The organism is Mesorhizobium sp. WSM1293, from assembly GCF_000513875.1.
Classification (GTDB): domain Bacteria; phylum Pseudomonadota; class Alphaproteobacteria; order Rhizobiales; family Rhizobiaceae; genus Mesorhizobium; species Mesorhizobium ciceri.
Map to the genome: position 1 here is coordinate 1 of NZ_AZUV01000020.1, position 19,420 is coordinate 19,420.

Annotated in this window: 17 protein-coding genes; 12 read left to right on the top strand and 5 right to left on the bottom strand. The window is 61.0% G+C overall.

From position 1 onward, the window contains the following. The first annotated feature begins 17 nt into the window (after window positions 1-17). Window positions 18-1,193: a porin gene (locus M729_RS0122725; protein WP_027162949.1), complete on the top strand. Its 1,176-nt coding sequence runs from the start codon at window positions 18-20 to the stop codon at window positions 1,191-1,193. 215 nt (window positions 1,194-1,408) lie between these two features. Here M729_RS0122725 and M729_RS0122730 read toward each other — a convergent pair whose 3' ends face one another. Both M729_RS0122730 and M729_RS0122735 read right to left on the bottom strand, forming a co-directional pair. Further along, the gene (locus tag M729_RS0122730; RefSeq protein WP_027162950.1) at window positions 1,409-3,076 is read right to left on the bottom strand and encodes a sulfotransferase; all 1,668 of its coding nucleotides are present in this window, start codon (window positions 3,074-3,076) and stop codon (window positions 1,409-1,411) included. Between the two features lie 232 nt (window positions 3,077-3,308). Then, window positions 3,309-5,009 carry a sulfotransferase gene (locus M729_RS0122735; RefSeq protein WP_027162951.1) on the bottom strand — a complete coding sequence of 567 codons (1,701 nt, stop codon included), beginning with the start codon at window positions 5,007-5,009 and terminating at the stop codon, window positions 3,309-3,311. Between the two features lie 117 nt (window positions 5,010-5,126). On the opposite strand from M729_RS0122735, the gene M729_RS0122740 reads away from it, so the two are divergent. Then, a complete protein-coding gene (locus M729_RS0122740) occupies window positions 5,127-6,239 on the top strand; it encodes a pyridoxal phosphate-dependent aminotransferase (protein ID WP_027162952.1) in 1,113 nt (370 codons plus the stop codon). Between the two features lie 35 nt (window positions 6,240-6,274). Here M729_RS0122740 and M729_RS0122745 read toward each other — a convergent pair whose 3' ends face one another. Next, on the bottom strand, window positions 6,275-7,267 hold the full coding sequence (locus tag M729_RS0122745) for a helix-turn-helix domain-containing GNAT family N-acetyltransferase (RefSeq protein WP_027162953.1): 993 nt from the start codon (window positions 7,265-7,267) through the stop codon (window positions 6,275-6,277). 175 nt (window positions 7,268-7,442) lie between these two features. Between M729_RS0122745 and M729_RS0122750 the strand changes: the two genes are divergently transcribed. From M729_RS0122750 to M729_RS0122770, 5 genes are all read left to right on the top strand, one after another. Further along, the gene (locus tag M729_RS0122750; RefSeq protein ID WP_027162954.1) at window positions 7,443-7,727 is read left to right on the top strand and encodes an acylphosphatase; all 285 of its coding nucleotides are present in this window, start codon (window positions 7,443-7,445) and stop codon (window positions 7,725-7,727) included. Between the two features lie 71 nt (window positions 7,728-7,798). Next, on the top strand, window positions 7,799-8,449 hold the full coding sequence (locus M729_RS0122755) for a TetR/AcrR family transcriptional regulator (protein ID WP_027162955.1): 651 nt from the start codon (window positions 7,799-7,801) through the stop codon (window positions 8,447-8,449). A 65-nt stretch (window positions 8,450-8,514) separates the two neighbouring features. Continuing rightward, window positions 8,515-9,678 carry an isovaleryl-CoA dehydrogenase gene (locus M729_RS0122760; RefSeq protein ID WP_027162956.1) on the top strand — a complete coding sequence of 388 codons (1,164 nt, stop codon included), beginning with the start codon at window positions 8,515-8,517 and terminating at the stop codon, window positions 9,676-9,678. Window positions 9,679-9,680: 2 nt separating this feature from the next. Beyond that, window positions 9,681-11,288 (top strand): carboxyl transferase domain-containing protein, encoded by a 1,608-nt coding sequence (locus M729_RS0122765; protein ID WP_027162957.1) that lies wholly within the window; start codon window positions 9,681-9,683, stop codon window positions 11,286-11,288. A gap of 181 nt (window positions 11,289-11,469) precedes the next feature. After that, on the top strand, window positions 11,470-13,452 hold the full coding sequence (locus tag M729_RS0122770; RefSeq protein WP_027162958.1) for an acetyl/propionyl/methylcrotonyl-CoA carboxylase subunit alpha: 1,983 nt from the start codon (window positions 11,470-11,472) through the stop codon (window positions 13,450-13,452). 77 nt (window positions 13,453-13,529) lie between these two features. On the opposite strand, the gene M729_RS0122775 is transcribed toward M729_RS0122770, so the two are convergent. Together M729_RS0122775 and M729_RS0122785 are read right to left on the bottom strand one after the other, a co-directional pair. Then, complete coding sequence (locus M729_RS0122775) at window positions 13,530-14,651, bottom strand: ABC transporter substrate-binding protein (protein ID WP_013532613.1); 1,122 nt, start codon at window positions 14,649-14,651, stop codon at window positions 13,530-13,532. Window positions 14,652-15,044: 393 nt separating this feature from the next. Next, window positions 15,045-15,311: a sel1 repeat family protein gene (locus M729_RS0122785; protein WP_013532614.1), complete on the bottom strand. Its 267-nt coding sequence runs from the start codon at window positions 15,309-15,311 to the stop codon at window positions 15,045-15,047. A gap of 449 nt (window positions 15,312-15,760) precedes the next feature. Between M729_RS0122785 and M729_RS0122790 the strand changes: the two genes are divergently transcribed. The 5 genes from M729_RS0122790 to M729_RS0122810 all read left to right on the top strand — a co-directional run bounded on the left by M729_RS0122790 (window position 15,761) and on the right by M729_RS0122810 (window position 19,416). Then, complete coding sequence (locus M729_RS0122790; protein ID WP_027162960.1) at window positions 15,761-16,102, top strand: DUF2147 domain-containing protein; 342 nt, start codon at window positions 15,761-15,763, stop codon at window positions 16,100-16,102. Between the two features lie 223 nt (window positions 16,103-16,325). Continuing rightward, on the top strand, window positions 16,326-16,484 hold the full coding sequence (locus M729_RS1000000138925) for a hypothetical protein (RefSeq protein ID WP_023812838.1): 159 nt from the start codon (window positions 16,326-16,328) through the stop codon (window positions 16,482-16,484). A 39-nt stretch (window positions 16,485-16,523) separates the two neighbouring features. Further along, a complete protein-coding gene (locus M729_RS0122800; protein ID WP_027162961.1) occupies window positions 16,524-16,718 on the top strand; it encodes a hypothetical protein in 195 nt (64 codons plus the stop codon). Between the two features lie 116 nt (window positions 16,719-16,834). Then, entirely contained in the window at window positions 16,835-18,298 is a 1,464-nt protein-coding gene (locus M729_RS0122805) for an AMP nucleosidase (RefSeq protein ID WP_224674137.1), read from the top strand. Window positions 18,299-18,369: 71 nt separating this feature from the next. Continuing rightward, complete coding sequence (locus M729_RS0122810) at window positions 18,370-19,416, top strand: endonuclease/exonuclease/phosphatase family protein (protein WP_013532618.1); 1,047 nt, start codon at window positions 18,370-18,372, stop codon at window positions 19,414-19,416. The last annotated feature ends 4 nt before the right edge of the window (window positions 19,417-19,420 follow it).

Sequence of the window (19,420 nt, forward strand, 5' to 3'; positions counted from 1 at the left end):
TGACTGGAGGTCAGAAAATGAACATCAAGAGCCTTCTCCTCGGCTCCGCTGCGGCCCTGATCGCAGTTTCCGGTGCGCGCGCCGCCGACGCCGTCGTCGTCGCCGAGCCGGAACCCGCTGAATACGTCAAGATTTGCGACGTCTACGGCGCTGGCTACTTCTACATNCCCGGCACCGAGACCTGCCTGCGCATCGGCGGCTATGTCCGCGAAGATATCGGCGTGGGCGATGCCGGCTCGTTCGATGGCGTCAATCACGTTACGGACCATCAGAATGGCGACGACAACTCGACCTATTGGAAGAACACCCGCTTCACGCTGAAGACCTGGACCGGCCAGGAAACCGAGCTCGGCACCTTGAAGACCTACACCGAATACCGCATCAATTTCGGCAACAGCTACGGCGACTATGATGACGGGCACACTATCGCTGCCAATGGAGCGGGTGGCTGGCAGGCTCGCAACAAGGGCAGCGCCCTGGAATTCGCCTGGATCCAGCTCGGCGGTCTGCGCGTCGGTGCTGACGAATCGGCCTTCGATACGTTCATCGGCTACGCCGGCAACGTCATCAACGACACGATCGTGCCCTACGGCAATTTCCAGACCAACGTCATCCAGTACTACTTCGATGCCGGCAACGGCCTCTCGGCCGTGGTTTCGCTCGAAGAAGGTTCCGGTGAGGTTGGCACCATCGACAGCTATGTTCCGCATGTCGTCGGCGGTCTGAAGTACACGCAGGGCTGGGGCGCCATCACTGGTGTTGTGTCGTATGACAGCAACTACGAGGAAGTCGCCGGCAAGGTTCGCCTGGACGTGAACGCCACCAACGAACTGTCGCTGTTCTTGATGGCCGGCTACGGCACCGACGACAACCTCAACGATCATACCAACAACATCGACGCGCTCGGCCGCGGCTTCTACAAGCAGTGGGGCGGCAATTGGGCTCTGTGGGGCGGCGGTACCTACAAGTTCAACGAGAAGACCTCGTTCAATCTCCAGGCGTCGTATGACGACTGGAAGGACATCGGCGTCGCGGCCAACGTCGCCTACACCGTTGTTCCCGGCCTCACGGTCACGGCCGAAGTCGATTGGCAGCAGGTCGGTCAAAAAGCCTTCGACAACGACTCCGTCTGGGTTCTGGCAACCAAGAAGAACAACGTCGGCGGTCTCCTTCGCTTCCAGCGCGACTTCTAATCAATTTCGCCTTGTCGAAATCGAAACCCGGCGGGCAACCGCCGGGTTTTTCTTGCCTGATTTTCATTGGCTCGCCAAAATACTGCTACGCCGCCCCGAGACCGAGCCCTAGACCTCTTGAAGGTTTGCGAGCGATAATAGCCAGCCTAGCCCAGACAGCTAAGGCAATCGGGTCTATTCGCCATTCCGGCAACGCCGGAGCCTTCGCGGCTGGGTCAATTCCCAGCCAAATCGCCCAAGCCATCGATCAGCGGTTGGATTGCGCTGCCATAGTTCTTCCAGCGACTGACGGACGAGGTGTAGATCGGTTGTCGAACCTGCCAGCGGCTAAACGTGTTCACCGCACCGCCCTTGTCAAAGAATCGCAGGCAGGCGTCATCCCAGGGCAGTCCCAGATGGTCGATCAGGCGGCGCGATTGGCCTTCCTGGTCGGAGACCATGTCCTCATAGCGGTTCTGCAGGATTTGCCCTGGAAAAATCTTGTCCCAATGACGCATAAGCCGGTCGTACTCGCGATAATACAGTCCGAGCGTATGGAGATCGGCGTTGTAGATATTGTCCTCGTTGAAACTCAAGAAATAGCACGAGATGCAATTGTCGATGGCATCGCGACGGCAGTGAATGATCTGTGCCTTGGGGAACAGGATTCTTATAAGGCCGATAAGCTCAAAATTATGCGGCAACTTGTCGACTATCCGCCGAGCGTCGGGCGATCGTTGCCTGATATGGGTGAGATATTCATCGGCCAGGAGCTTCGACTGATCAACTGTCATGTCCAGGATAGATCTTCGCAATTCCTCTGGCGAGCGCGTTTTCGGCGCCAGCCTGTTTGTGATGCGCCGGAGCTTTGTCAGCTCGCCGGCTCCATGCACGTCGGGATGGCTAGCAAGGATCTGCTCGGTCAAAGTGGTGCCTGAACGCGGCATGCCAAGCACGAAAACAGGCACGCCCGATGTGCTTCCATGATCTGCCTTGGCGGCCAGCATCCGGGGGTCGAACAGTTCGATCATGAAATCGACGCTGCGCCGATAGGAGTCCATGTCGAAGCGGCGGGTTGACAGTTCCTTTGCCTGGCGGAAATGGCCGATCGCCTCGTCATAACGCCTGATATCGTTCAGTATCTTCCCGGCCGCGTGGTGGAACTGCTGTGTGCTTTTCCTGTCGAGTCCCGGATTTTTCAGCTCGGTCAGAATGGATTTCAATTCCGCCGGCTCTTCAGAGAATTGTCGGATGCTGGCCAGGCCGTTGTAGGCGGCCGCGATATCCTGACGGTGACTGATCGCCTCCTTCATGTGTCTTGTCGCCTCGTCCATCCGGCCGAGGCTTACAAGCGCATTGGCCAGTCCCATTCGAATGGCGGAACGGCCACTGTCGATTTCAAGCGCTTTCTCATAAAGCGGCACCGCAAGATCGGCCTTGCCGAATTCGGTGTAGGCGCGGCCAAGTGCGCAAAGCGCCTCCACCCAGTCGGCTTTCAACTGGCAGGCAACCTCAAAATGCCGGATAGCATCGGAATGTTCGCCGACCTTCAAATAGGCTTCACCCAGCGTCAGGTGATAGTGCGGATTTTGAGGTGCTTCCCTCACGGCCCTCTCAAAACATCGAATGGCCATCTCGTCATCCAGATCGAGCGCAAAGGTGCCCAGCAAGTACAAAGCAAGAGGATGTCGGGGATTGCGCGCCAATACGCGCTGGCAAAGCGCCTCTGCCTCCGCCAACCGATCTGCCTGCTGAAGGTTGAGGGCCTGCCTGAGCAGTGCGTCATCTGCCTGCGCGCGCGGCACTGGTTTCGCGGTCGGTTGCACGATTTTCTGCTGAGAGATTTTGGGGCCAGCAGGGCCCTTGAGATGCTTGGACCAGGCTGGTGGCAATCGATTACTCATGGTGTCTGGCTAGCAAAAAGAGCCGCAGGAATCCAGCGTTCTGACCTGCCTCGCGGCAACGTGCATTAACCAAGCAGGGTTCTAGAGGGAAGTTTCAAAGCGAGCTAACGCGGCTCGTCCTGGCATCCCGGGCAGTGCCGTTTGCCGCCTCAAAGCACAGGGGCGCGAGAGCGGGCCGCGCTTTCGCCCTTACCGGCGCCAACGAAAACAGCTTGAATACGGTACAGATTAATCAGAGCTCGGCCAGATCGCCGAGGGCCTTTATCAGCGGCCGAATCCTGCCTTCATAATTTTTCCAGCGCTTGATCGACGAGCCATAGATCGGCTGGCGTACCTGCCAGCGGCTCAGCGTCCTGACGGAGCCGGCCTTGTCGAAGAAGCGGAGGCAGGCGTCATCCCATTCGAGCCCAAGATGATCGATCAGCCGGCGGGATTGCCCTTCCTGGCTGGAAACAAGATCTTCGTATCGGTTCTCAAGAATCCGCCCAGGCAACACCGCATGCCAATGACGCATTAACCGGTCATACTCCCGATAGTATAGTCCAAGACACGTTAAATCGCTGATGTAAGCGTGATTTTTATTCAGGTTGGAGAAGAACAGCGACAAACAATTATCGACAGCATCCCGCCGGCAATGGATAATGCGAGCGTTCGGGAAGAGGATTGCGATAAGGCCAATAGCCTCGAAATTGTGCGGCATCTTGTCGATAATTCGCGCCGCGGAGGGCGCATAAAGACGCAGGTTGGCGAGGTAGTCCTCGGCAAAAGTCCGGGATTGCTGGATCGTCATCGACCGGAGGTTTTTTCCAAAGGGCTCTTCCGATGTCTTCGTCAGACCACTGGCTGCCGCTATACGTCTCAGCTTGGTGAGTTCGCCGGCTCCATGGACATCCGGATGACTGGAGCAGATTTGCTCGGTCAGCGTCGTGCCTGAGCGTGGCATTCCCAAGACGAATACGGGGGTTTCGGACGGATCGCCATACTTCGCCGTGCTCGTCAAAAACTCCGCGCTGAACAGCCGGATGATGGAATCAACACGCCTGCGGTAGAGTTCGAGTTCAAAATCGTCGTGGGGCTTAACAGCCTTCGCCCTCAGAAAATGGTCCATCGCTTCATCATAGCGGCCAAGATCATTCAGGATCTTGCCTGCCGCAAGATGAAGGGCATATGGTTGGTCGTCCGAGGCTGCCGGGTTGGAAATTTCACCGAGAATCTCTTTGAGTTCCGGCGGCTCCTCGGAGAATTTGTGGATGTTAACAAGAGCCTGATAGGCATCCGCAACGTCAACCCGATGGTCTATGGTCTCTTTGAGATAGCTGGTCGCCTCGTCCATACGTCCAAGGTTGATAAGGACGCTCGCCAGGCCCATTCGGACCGTCGGGTGGTCTCGATTGATTCCGAGTGCCTTCTCATAGACCGACAAGGCCATATCTGCCTTGTCAAACTTTCCATAAGCATCTCCTAGTCCACGGAGAGCTTCTACCAGATCGGGCTTCAGTTCACAGGCGCGCTGCAGATGCCTAATCGCTGGAGGATAGTCACCGACCTTCAAATAGGCTTCGCCCAGACTAAGTTGATAATAAGGATTGTTGGGCTCTTGGTCGGCCGCCCGAGCAAAATACCTAATTGCCAACTCGTTGTCGACACCAAGCCCGAGCGTGCCGAGTATGTAGAGGGCCAATGCGTGGTTAGGCTTGCGGGTCAGAACGCGATGGCATAGCTCCTCGGCTTCAGGAAGCCGCTTGGCCTGCTGAAACTCGAGCGCCTGCCTCAGTAGCATGTCGTCGCTCACTGCAGGCGGCTGCGGTTTCGCTTTCGGCTGCGCAATTTTCGGCTGCGCGATTTTTGGCTGCACGATTTTCGGCGGCGCGATTGTCGGCCCGGTCTGTGCCTTCAGATGCTTGGACCAAGCTGGTGGCAATCGATTGCTCATCACGTGTCGCTAGCAAAAGCGGCCGAAAGAATCCAGCGTTACGGATCGGCCCAGCGGCAACTTGCACCGACCCATCCGGCGCGCTAGCAAGAAGGCCCTTTCAAGCGAGCTTCCACCATGCATCAGCGCCCTCCCCTCATGCCGCTCATCGCAGCGCTTCCCTCGACGGTGCCGTTTGTCGGCCCCGAAGCGCAGGAGCGCGAGCGTGGCAGCGCTTTTCGCGCCCGCATCGGCGCCAATGAGAGCAGCTTTGGTCCCTCGCCGCGCGTCATCGCCCGCATGGCCGAGATCGCGAGCGACATGTGGATGTATTGCGATCCCGACAATTTCGATCTGAAGGTGGCGGTCGCCGCGCATCACGGCGTAAAGGCCGAGAATGTCGTTGTCGGCGAAGGCATAGATGGCCTGCTCAGCTTGGTGGCACGCATGTATGTCGCGCCTGGTGACGCTGTGGTCACCTCGCTCGGCGCTTATCCGACCTTCAATTTCCACATTGCCGGTGTCGGCGGACGGTTGGTGACGGTCGCTTACGAGAACGACAGGGAAAGCCTGGACGGCCTGCTGGCGGCGGTGCGCAGGGACAAGGCCCCGCTGGTCTATCTCTCCAACCCCGACAATCCGATGGGTAGCTGGTGGGAGGCGAGCGAGATCATCCGCTTCATCGAGGCGCTGCCGCAAACCACCATGCTGGTGCTCGACGAGGCCTATGGCGAACTCGGGCCGGCCTCGGCGCTGCCGCCGATCGATATCTCCAGGCCAAACGTCATCCGCATGCGAACCTTCTCGAAGGCGTACGGGCTGGCGGGCATACGCTGCGGCTATGCGATCGCCGAGGCCCAGGTGATCCGCGACTTCGAGAAGATCCGCAACCATTACGGCGTCAGCCGCATGGCGCAGATCGCCGGCGTCGAGGCGCTCGCCGATCAGCACTATCTGCAAAGCGTGGTGGCGCGGGTCGCGGCCGGCCGCCGACGCATCGCCGGTATTGCCGAGGCGAACGGGCTGAAGCCACTGGCATCGGCGACCAATTTCGTCACCATCGATTGCTGCGGCGATGGCGCCTTCGCGCTGAAAGTTCTGCAAGCCCTGCTGTCACGCGACGTCTTCATCCGCAAGCCGATGGTGCCACGGCTCGACCGCTGCATCCGCGTCAGCGTCGGCCTCGATCACGAGCTCGACATTTTTGCCGAGGAACTTCCCGGTGCTTTGGCGGCAGCGCGGGGTAATTAGGATACCGCTGGCGCGCAACCGGCAGCAAAAGCCGCCTACAAATCCATTTCCCAGGTCTGGCCGGTCAGATCCTTGCCGAAGCTGCGGTGGTGCTCCTGCGAGACCAGCCTGAAGCCGGCACGTTCGTAGATCGCGCGCGCCGCAACGAGGATGTCGTTGGTCCACAGAACCAGCTTGGTGTAGCCGCAAGCCCGGGCCTGGTTCACGCATTCCGCCACCAGTCGTTTGCCGATGCCGAGGCCGCGCGCCGACGTCTCGACGTGCAGCATTCTCAGCTTGGCCACCTTGTCGTCCTGATGAACCAGGAACACCGCGCCGACCGGCTGACCACCGCGCTCGGCGATCCAGCAGAAATCGCGGCCGGGCACGAAATTGCGAATGAAATCGGCGCCGATCTCGGCGAGCATGGCCTCGAACTCGATCGTCCAGCCATATTCCTCGGCATAAAGTTGGGCCTGGCGCTGCACGACCCAGCCGACATCGCCGACGCGATGCGGCCGCAACGTCACCTCGCCGCTTTCACGGGTGGGATCGCCCAGCAATTCCCCCGCCTTGCGCAAGGCGCTGCGCAGTTCATGCAACCTGTCGTCGGGTACGCTTTCGATCAGCCGCGCCGTGTCCCGATCGGCCGCCGCCTGCAGCCTGGCAAGCGCTGCCTCGCCCCTTGCGGTCAGCGAGAGAACCCTTCGGCGCCGGTCAGCCGGGTCCGTTCTGGCCTCGGTCAGCCCCTGGCCCGCGAACTTGCGCAGGATCCGCGTCAGATAGGCGGCATCGACACGCAACTGTCTCGATATTTCGGAGGCCGCCGGGCCATTCTCCAGCCGAAAAGCCCCAACCAGGAAACCTCGCTCGCCGGCGATTTCGGCGGAAGCCGGGTTGCTGCGGTGACCCAGTTCGAACAGCACGCGCGCCTCGGTCAAAGTGAATGCACTTTGTGTCAGCGTCTCGTCGAGAAGGCCGACAGTGCGCGTGTAGAAGCGATTGAAGCGCCGGACATCGGCCACCAATGCGTTGCGTTCGTCCAACATTTGCGGCCAGCTCCTAATAAAGCAGTTCCATTTTCCTAAATTAGTGGACTGAGTCAATTAAATTCAAGGCCAGAAGGCCAGCTAAAGCCGGAAGGCCCAGCTATTGCGTCCGCGCGCAGGTTGCATTCCTCAGGTCGTGCGCCAGATTCAAAACGAGACAGGCTTGGAGAGATTCATGGCTGGTCATCGCAGGAAAGTGCACGCACGCGTCTACGGTAACGTGCAAGGCGTCGGCTTCAGAGCCTGGGCCCGGGATGAGGCCACGGGCCTTGGTCTTGCGGGCTGGGTTTGCAATGAAGCGGACGGGTCCGTAACGGCCGAGATCGCAGGCCTCGATGAGGCGGTCTCGACAATGATCGAGCGCCTCTGGAAAGGGCCGGCCGGGGCTTTGGTTTCCAAGGTCGACGTCGAGGAGTTGGAGGCAGAAAACGCCCCTGTTGGGTTCAGGATCGTGGCATGAAGGCGGATCTGGATTGAGCGCCTTGAATTAATTAAACGTTCGTTTTATTATTGCTCCGCAGAGGAGCTGACATGGCACGCACCGCCGGGTCTGATGGCGAAAAGACCGAAGCGACCATTCGTGAGGCGGCGGTCAATCTGATCGCGCGTTTTGGCTACGAGGCGATGTCGATGCGACAGCTCGCCGCCGAGGTCGGCGTACAGGCGGCCGCGCTCTACCGCTACTTTCCGACCAAGGAAGAGCTTCTGTTCACGCTGATGCGCGAGCACATGGAAGGTTTGACCGAAGCGTGGGAAACAGCTCGCCCGGTTAATGCGGATCCCGTGCAGCGGCTTTCGGCCTATGTCGAAAACCACATCACTTTCCACATCGAGCGACGGCACGCCACGCATGTGTCGAACATGGAATTGCGCAGCCTGTCGCCGGAAAGGCTGACGCAGATCCTGCGCATGCGCACTGCCTACGAGAAGGAGCTGCGCACCATCCTGCGCGACGGCGCCGAGACGGGCACCTTCAGCATCGACGACACCGGACTGACCGCCATGGCGCTGATCCAGATGATGACCGGCGTCATCGTCTGGTTTCGGCCGGGCGAACGGCTGTCGATCGGCGAAGTGACCACGAGATATCTTTCAATGACAATGCGGCTCGTCGGCGCGAAGATCGACGCCTACAGCGCCGCGCGTCCCTTCGGACGCGCAAAGGACGCTGCAGCATTTTGATTCGCGCATGATCCCTTTCCGAAAATCAAAGTCGATTTTCGGGGTCATGCGCAGGGAGGAGAAAAATGTACACCAACACGCTCAGCTTCGGGCATGACGAAGAGATCGAGGCGCTGCGCGACATGGTGCGGCGCTTTGCCCAGGACCGGATCGCGCCGATCGCCGCCGACATCGATCGCTCGAATGAATTCCCGGCGCATCTGTGGGGCGAATTCGGTGCGCTCGGCCTGCTCGGCATCACCGCCGACCCCGATTTCGGCGGCAGCGGCATGGGCTATCTCGCCCATGTGATCGCCGTCGAGGAGATTTCGCGCGCTTCGGCCTCGGTCGGCCTCTCCTACGGTGCCCATTCCAACCTCTGCGTCAACCAGATCAACCGCTGGGCGACGCCGGCGCAGAAGGAAAAATACCTGCCGCCACTGTGCTCGGGCGAGCGAGTCGGCGCGCTGGCGATGTCGGAATCCGGCGCCGGCTCGGACGTCGTCTCGCTGAAGCTGCGCGCCGAAAAGCGCAATGACCGCTACGTGCTCAACGGCACCAAGATGTGGATCACCAACGGGCCGGACGCCGAGACGCTGGTGGTCTATGCCAAGACGGATCCGGACCAGAAATCGCGCGGCATCACCGCCTTCATCGTCGAGAAGGCTTTTGCCGGATTTTCCGTGGCGCAAAAGCTCGACAAGCTCGGCATGCGCGGCTCCAACACCGGCGAGCTGGTGTTCGAAAATGTCGAGGTGCCGTTCGACAATGTGCTGCATGAGGAAGGGCGCGGCGTCGAAGTGCTGATGTCTGGCCTAGACTATGAGCGCACGGTGCTTGCCGGCGGCCCGATCGGCCTGATGGCGGCGTGCCTCGACGTGGCAATCCCCTATGTGCATGAGCGCAAGCAGTTCGGACAGGCGATCGGCGAGTTCCAACTGGTGCAGGGCAAGCTGGCCGACATGTACACGACGCTGAATGCCGCGCGCGCCTATGTCTATGCCGTCGCCGCCGCCTGCGATCGTGGCCAGACGACGCGCAAGGATGCCGCCGGCTGCGTGCTGTTTGCCGCCGAGAAGGCGACGCTGATGGCGCTCGACGCCATTCAGCTGCTTGGCGGCAACGGCTACATCAACGACTATCCAACCGGCCGCCTGTTGCGCGATGCCAAGCTCTACGAGATCGGCGCCGGCACCAGCGAAATCCGCCGCTGGCTGATCGGCCGCGAGATCATGGCGGAGGGGGTGTAGGTATGGCCACGTTGCAAACCCAGATCTCCCCCTCCTCCGAAACCTTCCGTGCCAACGCCGAGCGCATGCGGGCGCTGGTCGCCGACATTGCGGAAAAGGCCGCCACCGTCGAGCTCGGCGGTTCGGAGGAAGCGCGTGAGCGCCATGTCTCGCGCGGCAAGCTTCTGCCGCGCGAGCGCCTTGCGCAATTGCTGGATGTCGGCTCACCCTTCCTCGAGATCGGCCAGTTCGCGGCATGGTCGATGTATGGCGAGGAGATCTCTTCGGCCGGCATGATCGCCGGCATCGGCCGCGTCGAAGGCACCGAGGTGATGGTCGTCGTCAACGACGCCACCGTGAAGGGCGGCACCTATTATCCGCTGACCGTGAAGAAGCATTTGCGGGCGCAGGAGATCGCGCTGCAGAACAATCTTCCCTGCATCTACCTCGTCGACAGCGGCGGCGCCAATCTGCCCAACCAGGACGAGGTGTTTCCCGACCGCGAGCATTTCGGCCGCATCTTCTACAACCAGGCCAACATGTCGGCATCAGGCATTCCGCAGATCGCCTGCGTCATGGGTTCGTGCACGGCGGGCGGCGCCTATGTGCCGGCGATGTCCGACGAGACGATCATGGTGCGCAATCAGGCAACCATCTTCCTCGGCGGCCCGCCGCTGGTGAAGGCGGCGACGGGCGAGGATGTCAGTGCCGAGGATCTCGGCGGTGCGGATGTGCACACCAGGCTTTCCGGTGTTGCCGACCACTATGCGCTGGACGACGACCATGCCCTCGCCATCTGCCGGCGCATCGTCAAGAACCTGAATCGGAACAAGACTGTAAGCCTGAACTCTAGGAGAGCGATTCCGCCGCTTCATCCGGCGGATGAACTTTATGGCATCGTGCCGACCGACCTGCGCCAGCCCTATGACGCGCGCGAGGTCATCGCGCGCGTCGTCGACGGTTCCGAATTCGACGAGTTCAAGCAGAATTACGGCACCACGCTGATCACCGGCTTTGCCCATCTCCATGGCATGCCGGTCGGCATCATCGCCAACAACGGCGTGCTGTTTTCCGAAAGCGCGCTGAAGGGCGCGCACTTCATCGAACTGTGCTGCCAGCGCAAAATTCCATTGGTCTTCCTGCAGAACATCACCGGCTTCATGGTCGGTCGAAAATATGAAGCAGGCGGCATCGCCAAGGATGGCGCCAAGCTGGTGATGGCGGTTGCCACCGCCAGGGTGCCGAAGGTGACTGTCATCATCGGCGGTTCGTTCGGCGCCGGCAATTACGGCATGTGCGGCCGCGCCTATTCACCGCGCTTCCTGTGGATGTGGCCGAACGCCCGCATCTCGGTGATGGGCGGCGAACAGGCGGCAACGGTGCTTGCCATGGTCAAACGCGAAGGCATCGAGCGCAAGGGCGGAGAATGGAGCGCCGAGGAAGAGGCGAAATTCAAGAAGCCTATCCTGATGAAATACGAGCATGAGGGCCATCCGCTCTATTCGTCCGCACGCCTCTGGGACGACGGTATCATCGATCCTGCGAAGACGCGCGACGTGCTGGCGCTCAGCCTGTCGGCCGCGCTGAACGCGGAGATCGAGGAGACGCGCTTCGGCGTGTTCAGGATGTGATGACCGGCCAGCGCGCATCATCCGTAGAGCGTTCCCTTGGTAAGGGAGAGGTCGACATTGTTAAGCGAATACTTGGCGAGATAGGTTCGCGGGACAGTACCCCCCTCTATCCTGCCGGACAGAGGGGGGTGTTCAAGCGCCCTGCTTCCCACGGACTTCGAACCTTAATTGCGGAGGCTCCATGTTCGCCAAGATCCTGATCGCCAACCGCGGCGAGATCGCTTGCCGTGTCATCCGTACGGCTCGGAAGCTGGGCGTGCGTACCGTCGCCATCTATTCGGATGCCGACGCAAAATCCCTGCATGTCGAGATGGCCGACGAGGCGGTGCATATCGGCGCCTCGCCCGTCGGCGAAAGCTATCTGCGCGGCGACAAGATCATCGCGGCGGCCTTGGCAACGGGTGCGCAAGCCATTCATCCCGGCTACGGCTTCCTTTCTGAAAATCCCGATTTCGTCGACCAGGTGACAGCGGCGGGGCTTATTTTCATCGGCCCATCCGCGGCCTCTATTCGTGCCATGGGGCTGAAGGACGCCGCCAAGCGGCTGATGGAAAAGGCCGGCGTGCCGGTCGTGCCGGGCTATCATGGCGAGGCGCAGGAGATCGTGCTGCTTGCCTCCAAGGCACGCGAGATCGGCTATCCCGTGCTGATCAAGGCGCGCGCCGGAGGCGGCGGCAAGGGCATGCGCCGGGTCGAGCATCCCGATGAGTTTTCCGAGGCGCTGTCCAGCGCACGGCGCGAGGCGAAAGCCGCGTTCGGCGACGACCGTGTGCTGGTCGAAAAATATGTCGACAAGCCGCGCCATATCGAAGTGCAGGTCTTCGGCGACAATTTGGGCAATGTCGTGCATCTCTACGAGCGCGACTGCTCGGCGCAGCGCCGCCACCAGAAGGTGATCGAGGAATCGCCGGCGCCCGGCATGACGCCCGCTTTGCGCAAGGCGATGACGGAGGCGGCGGTGAAGGCCGCCAAAGCGATCAATTATTCAGGCGCCGGCACCATCGAGTTCATCGTCGATGCCTCGCAGGGCCTGAATTCCGACCGCTTCTGGTTCATGGAGATGAACACCCGTCTGCAGGTCGAGCACCCGGTCACCGAAATGGTCACCGGCACCGACCTGGTCGAGTGGCAGTTGCGGGTCGCGTCAGGCGAAAAGCTGCCCAAGACGCAAAGCGAGATCGCGCTCGTCGGCCATGCCTTCGAGGCGCGCATCTATGCCGAGGACGCGGCAAAAGGGTTCCTGCCGGCGACCGGTACGCTGCATCATCTGAAATTTCCGGATGCGGCCCCGCAAGGCGCCACGATGCGCATCGAGACTGGCGTGCGAGCGGGTGACGCCATCTCGCCCTATTACGACCCGATGATTGCCAAGCTGGTCGTCCACGCAACGGACAGGCAGGCGGCTCTGGAGGCGCTTGGCGCGGCGCTATCCCGGACCGAGATCGCCGGCTCGACCGTCAACACCGCCTTTCTTGCCGCTCTCGCCGCCGATCCGGATTTCGCCGCAGGCGATGTCGACACCAGCCTGATCGCCAGGCACCAGACGGCGCTGACCGAGGTCGCGCCGCCGACCGGCGAAACCATCGCTGCCGCGGCCGTTGCGGCCTCCGGCGCCGGAGCATCGCCGTCACCCAACGATCCGTGGTCGTCGCTTGCCGGTTATGCGCATTTCCACAGCGTGGCGCGACGCACACGTTTGAAGTTTGGCGAAGACGAAATCGTGGCGAAAGTTTCGGTGCGGTATGATGGGCGGTTCCAGGTGACGCTGGACAAGCCCTATGACGACACCAATTCGCATGATTTTCGCTCAACACCACGCCTCGCCCGCTGGCCAGGCCACATCACCGTGTTCGAAGGCGCCGTCGGCTACACCTTTACGGTGCCGGACCCGCTGGCACGGGCCGACGAGGCAGCGGCGGGTTCAGGCAGCCTGCGCGCGCCGATGCCGGGACTGGTCAAGCTGGTGCGCGTGGGAAAGGGCGATGCCGTGATCAAGGGCCAACCGCTGCTGATCCTGGAGGCGATGAAGATGGAACATACCATCGCCGCGCCGCATGACGGCGTGATCGCCGAGATTGCCACCGAGGGCGCGCAGGTGACCGACGGGACAGTGCTGGTGCGATTCTTCGAGGAACAAGCTATCCCGACCGCTGTAGCCAGCTGACGGTTTGAAGGTAAACAACAAAATGGCCGGGACGAACCCGGCCATTTCTCTATGCTATTCAGTCGCCGGGCCGGCGATTACTGCGCGATCGGCGCATATTTTCCGTCATGCCACTGGTTGATGTCGTAGCTGGCATTCTTGAGATCGCCCTTCTCGTCGAAGGTGACATTACCGACAACGGTGCTGATCGGCGTGCCGTTCTTCAGCGCCTCGGCAACCTTGGCCGGATCGTCGCTGCCGGCACGCTTGATGCCTTCGGCGAATGCCTGGATGGTGGCGTATGAGAACAGCGTGAAGCCCTCCGGCACGAAACCGCCGGCCTTGATTTTCTCGACGGCTGCCTTGGCTTCCGGCTTTGCCTGCGGATCCGACGGGAAGACGAACATGGTGCCCTCGCCGGCCGGGCCAGCGACCTGCCAGAATTCCGGCGAGGCGATGGAGTCCGGCATTATCAGCTGGAACTTCAGGTTCTGTTCCGCCGACTGACGCAGGATCAGGCCAGCTTCAGGATGGTAGCCGCCGAAATAGACGACGTCGGCTTTCAAGTCCTTGAGCTTGGTAACGAGAGCCGAATAGTCCTTCTCGCCAGCGTTGATGCCGTCATAGTAGACCTCCTTGAGGCCGCCGGCATTCATCGTTGCCCTGACGGCGTCAGCCACGCCCTGTCCGTAGGCGCTCTTGTCGTGCAGGACGACGACATTCTTGCCGGCGAACTTCTTGGCGATCCATGGGCCGATGAAGGCGCCCTGCGCATCGTCACGCGTATAAAGGCGCATGATCGTCGGCCAGCCGGCCTTGGCGGCCGCGTCGGTCAGCACCGGGTTGGAAGAAGCCGGGCTCATCATCAGCGCGCCGGCTTCGGCATAGACGGCCGAGGCCGGAATGCTCGAACCCGAGCAGGCATGGCCGTCGATGAACTTGACGCCATCGGCGACGACGCGGTTGGCAACCGACACCGCCTGCTTGGGATCGCACTGGTCGTCTTCGATATCAAGCTTGATCATCGAGCCGTTGACGCCGCCAGCGGCGTTGATCGCATCGGCAGCGGCCTGTGCGCCCTGCTTGAACTGATCGCCGATGGTGGCGAGCTGTCCGGTCATCGGGCCAATCACCGCAAAGGTGATATCGTCGGCGAATGCGACCGGCGTGCTCATCATCAGGCCGAATATGGCCGCGTTCAAAATACTCAATTTTTTCATGATGGTAGAACTCCTCCACTCACGCGCGGCCGCCCCGGCCACGCTTCTTCCAGAGAGGCGGGACAATTTCATCCTTCATTCGGCCTGTCTAGGCGCATTGGCGCCGCTCGATTGGGCCTGCAAGACGTCATCCACGCAAAAAGCCACGCCAGCCTTGTTCCGGCTGGTCGTGGCTTTTTTGCCCGTCGAGCAATCTCCAGGCGCCCCCGCCCCTAAAAATCCCGCTCAGCTTCCCTGTGTCGCGCACGACTGGGCCTTGCGGCCTGCCGCGTTCTTTCTCTTGCCCTCGTGACCGTCTTGCGCGGCCTTCAATTTCGCCGGGTCCGGCCGTCTGTGCGGCCTTGATCCCGGAGCTTCCCTGTCTTCGATAGGCCTGTCTGCGATTGGCAGATTTCAGTGCATGGTCATCCATTCGCGGGCTTCGCGAAGCGCCGTGGCGATCTCGACCTTCGACATGGCCGCCGACAGTTCCGAGCGCAGTTCCGCGGCGCGGGCCGAGCCCTTGATGGCGGCGATGTTGAACCATTTGTGGGCGGCAACGACATCGGTCTCGCAATCGCGGCCGGTCGCATACATCATGCCCAGTTCGAAAAGGATGTCGGCCTGGGCAGTTGCCCCCATGGCGCCGAAACCTGCTTCAAGCATTTCAAAACGTGCCATTTCAATCCCCTGTTTCCGGCCCCTGTCAGGCTCCCGAGAGCTGCCTTCTTTCGTCCTTGGCGGCTGCTCTTCCGATGCTTTCGAGAATGCCGTGCAGGCTTGAATCCGTCGTTAAATGGCGTGCTTAATTTGAGGAAAACAAAGCTAAAACAAGAGGTAAACGCAAAAATTCGTTAAGGATACAAAGCCAGCAATTCAGCCTGCTTGCGTCAAATTTGACGAAAATTTCCCGATGCCAATTCAAGACTTCGCTAACCACAGGAGACAAAGGCGATGCGCCGATCGTTTCATTTCCTTTGCCAGGAGGCGCATTCAGGGCCCTTCAAAATCCGAAAGTCTTCCGCTGCGGCACCGCTTTTGTTTTGCCGGGAGCTGGATTAGCTTACGTTTGCGTAAACGGCAGTTCGGCGAGGCGGAGCATCCGGCCGGACATCCAAAGGGAGGAAGACATGTTTCGAAAAGTGAGCCTGGCCCTTGCGGCCATGTTGATCATGGCGGGTGCGGCATGGGCCGACCCGATCGAAGGCAATTGGAAGACCGAGGATGGAGACACTGTGGCAATCAGCCCCTGTGGTGCATCATTCTGCATGACGGTCAAAACAGGGCAGTATGCTGGACAGGCAATTGGCAGCATGAAGGGTACAGGAGGCAATAAATACAAAGGATCCCTGACCCGGCCCTCCAATGGAAAAACCTACAGCGGAAGCGGCACGCTCTCTGGCAGTACTCTAAAGGTATCAGGGTGTGTTCTTGGCATTTTGTGCGAAAGCCAGACCTGGCACAAACTCTGATCGAGCGCATCCTTGCGACATGAGGACGGGGCCCCGACGGGCCCCGTTTTCGTTTTGCGACACATCCTGCACCGGTGATGCTCGATACCTGCCGGCGGCTATCCAACCGACGCCGGCGCCGTCGAAACCCCGTCAATCATCTTGAACCGCAGATGAACGCCGCCATCAGAGCCGGTTCAGTTGCATCAGGGCATTCTCCGGCGTGTTGAAGGAGACCGACCCAATGCTTGCTCGCCGCTTCACCATCGTCTGCCTGCTGGTGAGCCTGTTTGGAATGTTCTTCGCCATCCTCGTCGCTGAAGCGGGCCGTCCGGCCCGCGCCTGGGACGAAGCCAGTTCCAGAACCTGCCGCCTCGCCTGCCCCACCCATCTTCGCAACTGAACAAAGAAACCAAGACCTCGAAAAGAAAAGCTGAACGCCATGAACCGCATCGCCGCCAACGCTCTCAAGACCCTTCGGCTTCTGCCGCGGGCGGCGCTTATCCTGACGGTTCTGGCCGCTCCGGTCCTGGCCGTGCCGATGATGCGCGCCGACACCGGCTCGACGATCGACGCACCGGCCCTGAAGAAGTCCGGCGTCGGCTTTGTGCTTCTGGTCAGCCTGCAGCGCGGTTGAAGAAAAACGGCGCTTTGACCGCCTTCGGTCGCGACACCCCTCCCAAGTGTCGATCCAAGTCTCTATATTGAGCCATGGAAAAGCGAATCTACCCACAAGCCATCGAATCTGTCGTCATGCCGGAGCCTTTTGGCCGGCAAAGCTTTGATAGCGCCGAAAAGGCCGTCAAGGCACTGCAGGCGCTTTACGATCGCAACACCAGGTTCCTGCGCGACTCCTTCGCAGAATTGGCGGCAGCAGGCGGTGATAATGGCAAGCGCTACCGGGCCTTCTATCCGGAGATCGGCGTCACCACCAACTCATTCACCCAGATCGACTCGCGCCAGGCCTATGGGCATATGCCGACACCTGGGCATTTTTCCACCACCATCACCCAGCCGGGCCTGTTCGAAAGCTACCTCGTCGAGCAGTTGCGCCTGATCATGCGCAATCATGGGGTTGCGGTCACGGTGTCGGAATCGACCACACCCATCCCGCTGCATTTCGCCTTCCTTGAAGGCACCCATGTCGACGGCGCGGCGGCAGAGCGTATCAAGCGGCCGATCCGCGACCTGTTCGACGTGCCCGATCTCGATGGCACCGACGACCAGATCGCCAACGGCACCTTCGAAGTCGCCTTCGGCGAGCCGAGGCCTCTGGCGCCTTTCACGGCGCAGCGCATCGACTATTCGCTGCACCGGCTGTCGCACTATACGGCAACCACGCCGCAGCATTTCCAGAACTTCGTGCTGTTCACCAACTATCAGTTCTACATCGACGAATTCGTCGCCCGCGCCCGCGACCTGATGGCCAATGGCGGCGGCGGATACACGGAGTTCGTCGAGCCGGGAAATGTCATCACCAAGGGCGGGCAGAGCGCGCCCAGCGAAGGCGTTGCACCGCCGCGCTTGCCGCAGATGCCGGCCTATCACCTGAAGAAATCGGGACATGGCGGCATCACCATGGTCAATATCGGCGTCGGGCCTTCCAACGCCAAGACCATCACCGACCATATTGCGGTGCTGAGGCCGCATGCCTGGGTGATGCTCGGTCACTGCGCCGGCCTGCGCAACACGCAGGCGCTTGGCGACTATGTGCTGGCGCATGCCTATGTGCGCGAGGACCACGTGCTGGACGACGATCTTCCGGTCTGGGTGCCAATCCCGCCGCTGGCCGAGATCCAGGTGGCGTTGCAGGAAGCCGTCGCCGAAGTCACCGGCCTTTCGGGCTACGACCTGAAGCGCATCATGCGCACCGGCACCGTTGCCACCATCGACAATCGCAACTGGGAACTGCGCGACCAGCGTGGGCCGGTACAGCGTCTGTCGCAATCTCGCGCCATCGCACTCGACATGGAATCGGCGACCATCGCCGCCAATGGCTTCCGCTTCCGTGTTCCCTACGGCACGCTGCTGTGCGTTTCGGACAAACCGCTGCATGGCGAGTTGAAGCTGCCCGGCATGGCGACCGAATTCTACAAGCGCCAGGTGGCGCAGCACCTGACCATCGGCATCAGGGCTATGGAGAAGCTCGCGGAAATGCCGATGGAACGGCTGCATTCGCGCAAGCTCAGAAGTTTTTCGGAAACGGCGTTCCAGTAGGCCGCTTCCACGCATCGCATGGGCATTTCGTCATCTTGATTGAGCCGCATTTCTGCCGATAAGCAGGCGGCATGGAGAGAGCGGGCTTCGGGACATTGCTGATTTCGGTTGCATTCCTGGCAATGCTGGCCTGTTCGATCGCGCTGGTGGCCGGGTTTTTCGGAACGCTGCATCCCGCCTTCGATTCCTTCTCGCATTTCCGCGTCCACCTTGCCGTGCTGATGGCGCTTTGCGCGTTGCCGCTGCTGGCCACGACATTTCGACTGCAAGCGGCCGTGGCACTGCTTTTTGCCGTGGCGGCCTTCGCCACCACTTCCGGCTCGCTGTCCTTCTCCCGCCTGTGGCCGGTTCAGGCCGCCTATGAAGCCAAGAACGAAGACCGCGCGATCTACAAGCTGCTGCAGATGAACCTGCGCTACGACAATCCAACGCCGAAGAAGGTGCTGTCGCTGATCGGCCGGACCAATCCCGACGTGATCACCCTCGACGAGGTGTCGGCGATGTGGGCGACCGAGCTTGGCTATATCAGCAGCGCATATCCATACCGGATCCTCTGTCCTTACCCTAACAAGATATTCGGCGTCGCGCTGCTCTCGCGGCGGCCCTTTGCCGCCGGCACCGAGGCGCGTTGCGAAAGGCGTGGTGCCATGGCGACAGCGACCGTCGACTTCGGCGGCATCGACGTCGATGTCGCCGCGATCCATCTCAGCTGGCCCTGGCCACGCGAGCAGTACTGGCAGATCGGCGAGTTGACGGAGCCGCTTTCCGCGCTCGGCGAGACGGCCATCATGGCGGGCGACTGCAATGCCGCCCCATGGAGTGCCGCCGTGCGGCGGGTCGCGGCGCTTGGCGGGCTGACCGTCATGCCTTCCGCCGGCCCGACCTGGATCCACATCAGGCTGCCGGATTTCCTGCGGCGCTTCGCCGGCCTGCCGATCGACCAGGTTTTCAGCAAGGGCGGCGTGACGATCCATTCGGCGACACGGCTGGAAGACACCGGCTCGGATCACCTTCCGGTCATGGTGGAGTTCTCGCTCAGGCTGAACCAGCAAAAGCCGCTCGATGAACATGAAACCGCGACCGCGGCCATTGTCCAGGCCGGCAAGACGCCAGGCTGAAGGA

Coding starts and splice junctions, on each gene's coding strand:
- M729_RS0122745 (WP_027162953.1), bottom strand. CDS start 7,267: ATGTTGGACGAACGCAACGCATTGGTGGCCGATGTCCGGCGCTTCAAT.
- M729_RS0122810 (WP_013532618.1), top strand. CDS start 18,370: ATGGAGAGAGCGGGCTTCGGGACATTGCTGATTTCGGTTGCATTCCTG.
- M729_RS0122800 (WP_027162961.1), top strand. CDS start 16,524: ATGAACCGCATCGCCGCCAACGCTCTCAAGACCCTTCGGCTTCTGCCG.
- M729_RS0122775 (WP_013532613.1), bottom strand. CDS start 14,651: ATGAAAAAATTGAGTATTTTGAACGCGGCCATATTCGGCCTGATGATG.
- M729_RS0122765 (WP_027162957.1), top strand. CDS start 9,681: ATGGCCACGTTGCAAACCCAGATCTCCCCCTCCTCCGAAACCTTCCGT.
- M729_RS1000000138925 (WP_023812838.1), top strand. CDS start 16,326: ATGCTTGCTCGCCGCTTCACCATCGTCTGCCTGCTGGTGAGCCTGTTT.
- M729_RS0122740 (WP_027162952.1), top strand. CDS start 5,127: ATGCATCAGCGCCCTCCCCTCATGCCGCTCATCGCAGCGCTTCCCTCG.
- M729_RS0122730 (WP_027162950.1), bottom strand. CDS start 3,076: ATGAGTAATCGATTGCCACCAGCCTGGTCCAAGCATCTCAAGGGCCCT.
- M729_RS0122750 (WP_027162954.1), top strand. CDS start 7,443: ATGGCTGGTCATCGCAGGAAAGTGCACGCACGCGTCTACGGTAACGTG.
- M729_RS0122790 (WP_027162960.1), top strand. CDS start 15,761: ATGTTTCGAAAAGTGAGCCTGGCCCTTGCGGCCATGTTGATCATGGCG.
- M729_RS0122770 (WP_027162958.1), top strand. CDS start 11,470: ATGTTCGCCAAGATCCTGATCGCCAACCGCGGCGAGATCGCTTGCCGT.
- M729_RS0122760 (WP_027162956.1), top strand. CDS start 8,515: ATGTACACCAACACGCTCAGCTTCGGGCATGACGAAGAGATCGAGGCG.
- M729_RS0122785 (WP_013532614.1), bottom strand. CDS start 15,311: ATGGCACGTTTTGAAATGCTTGAAGCAGGTTTCGGCGCCATGGGGGCA.
- M729_RS0122755 (WP_027162955.1), top strand. CDS start 7,799: ATGGCACGCACCGCCGGGTCTGATGGCGAAAAGACCGAAGCGACCATT.
- M729_RS0122805 (WP_224674137.1), top strand. CDS start 16,835: ATGCCGGAGCCTTTTGGCCGGCAAAGCTTTGATAGCGCCGAAAAGGCC.
- M729_RS0122735 (WP_027162951.1), bottom strand. CDS start 5,009: ATGAGCAATCGATTGCCACCAGCTTGGTCCAAGCATCTGAAGGCACAG.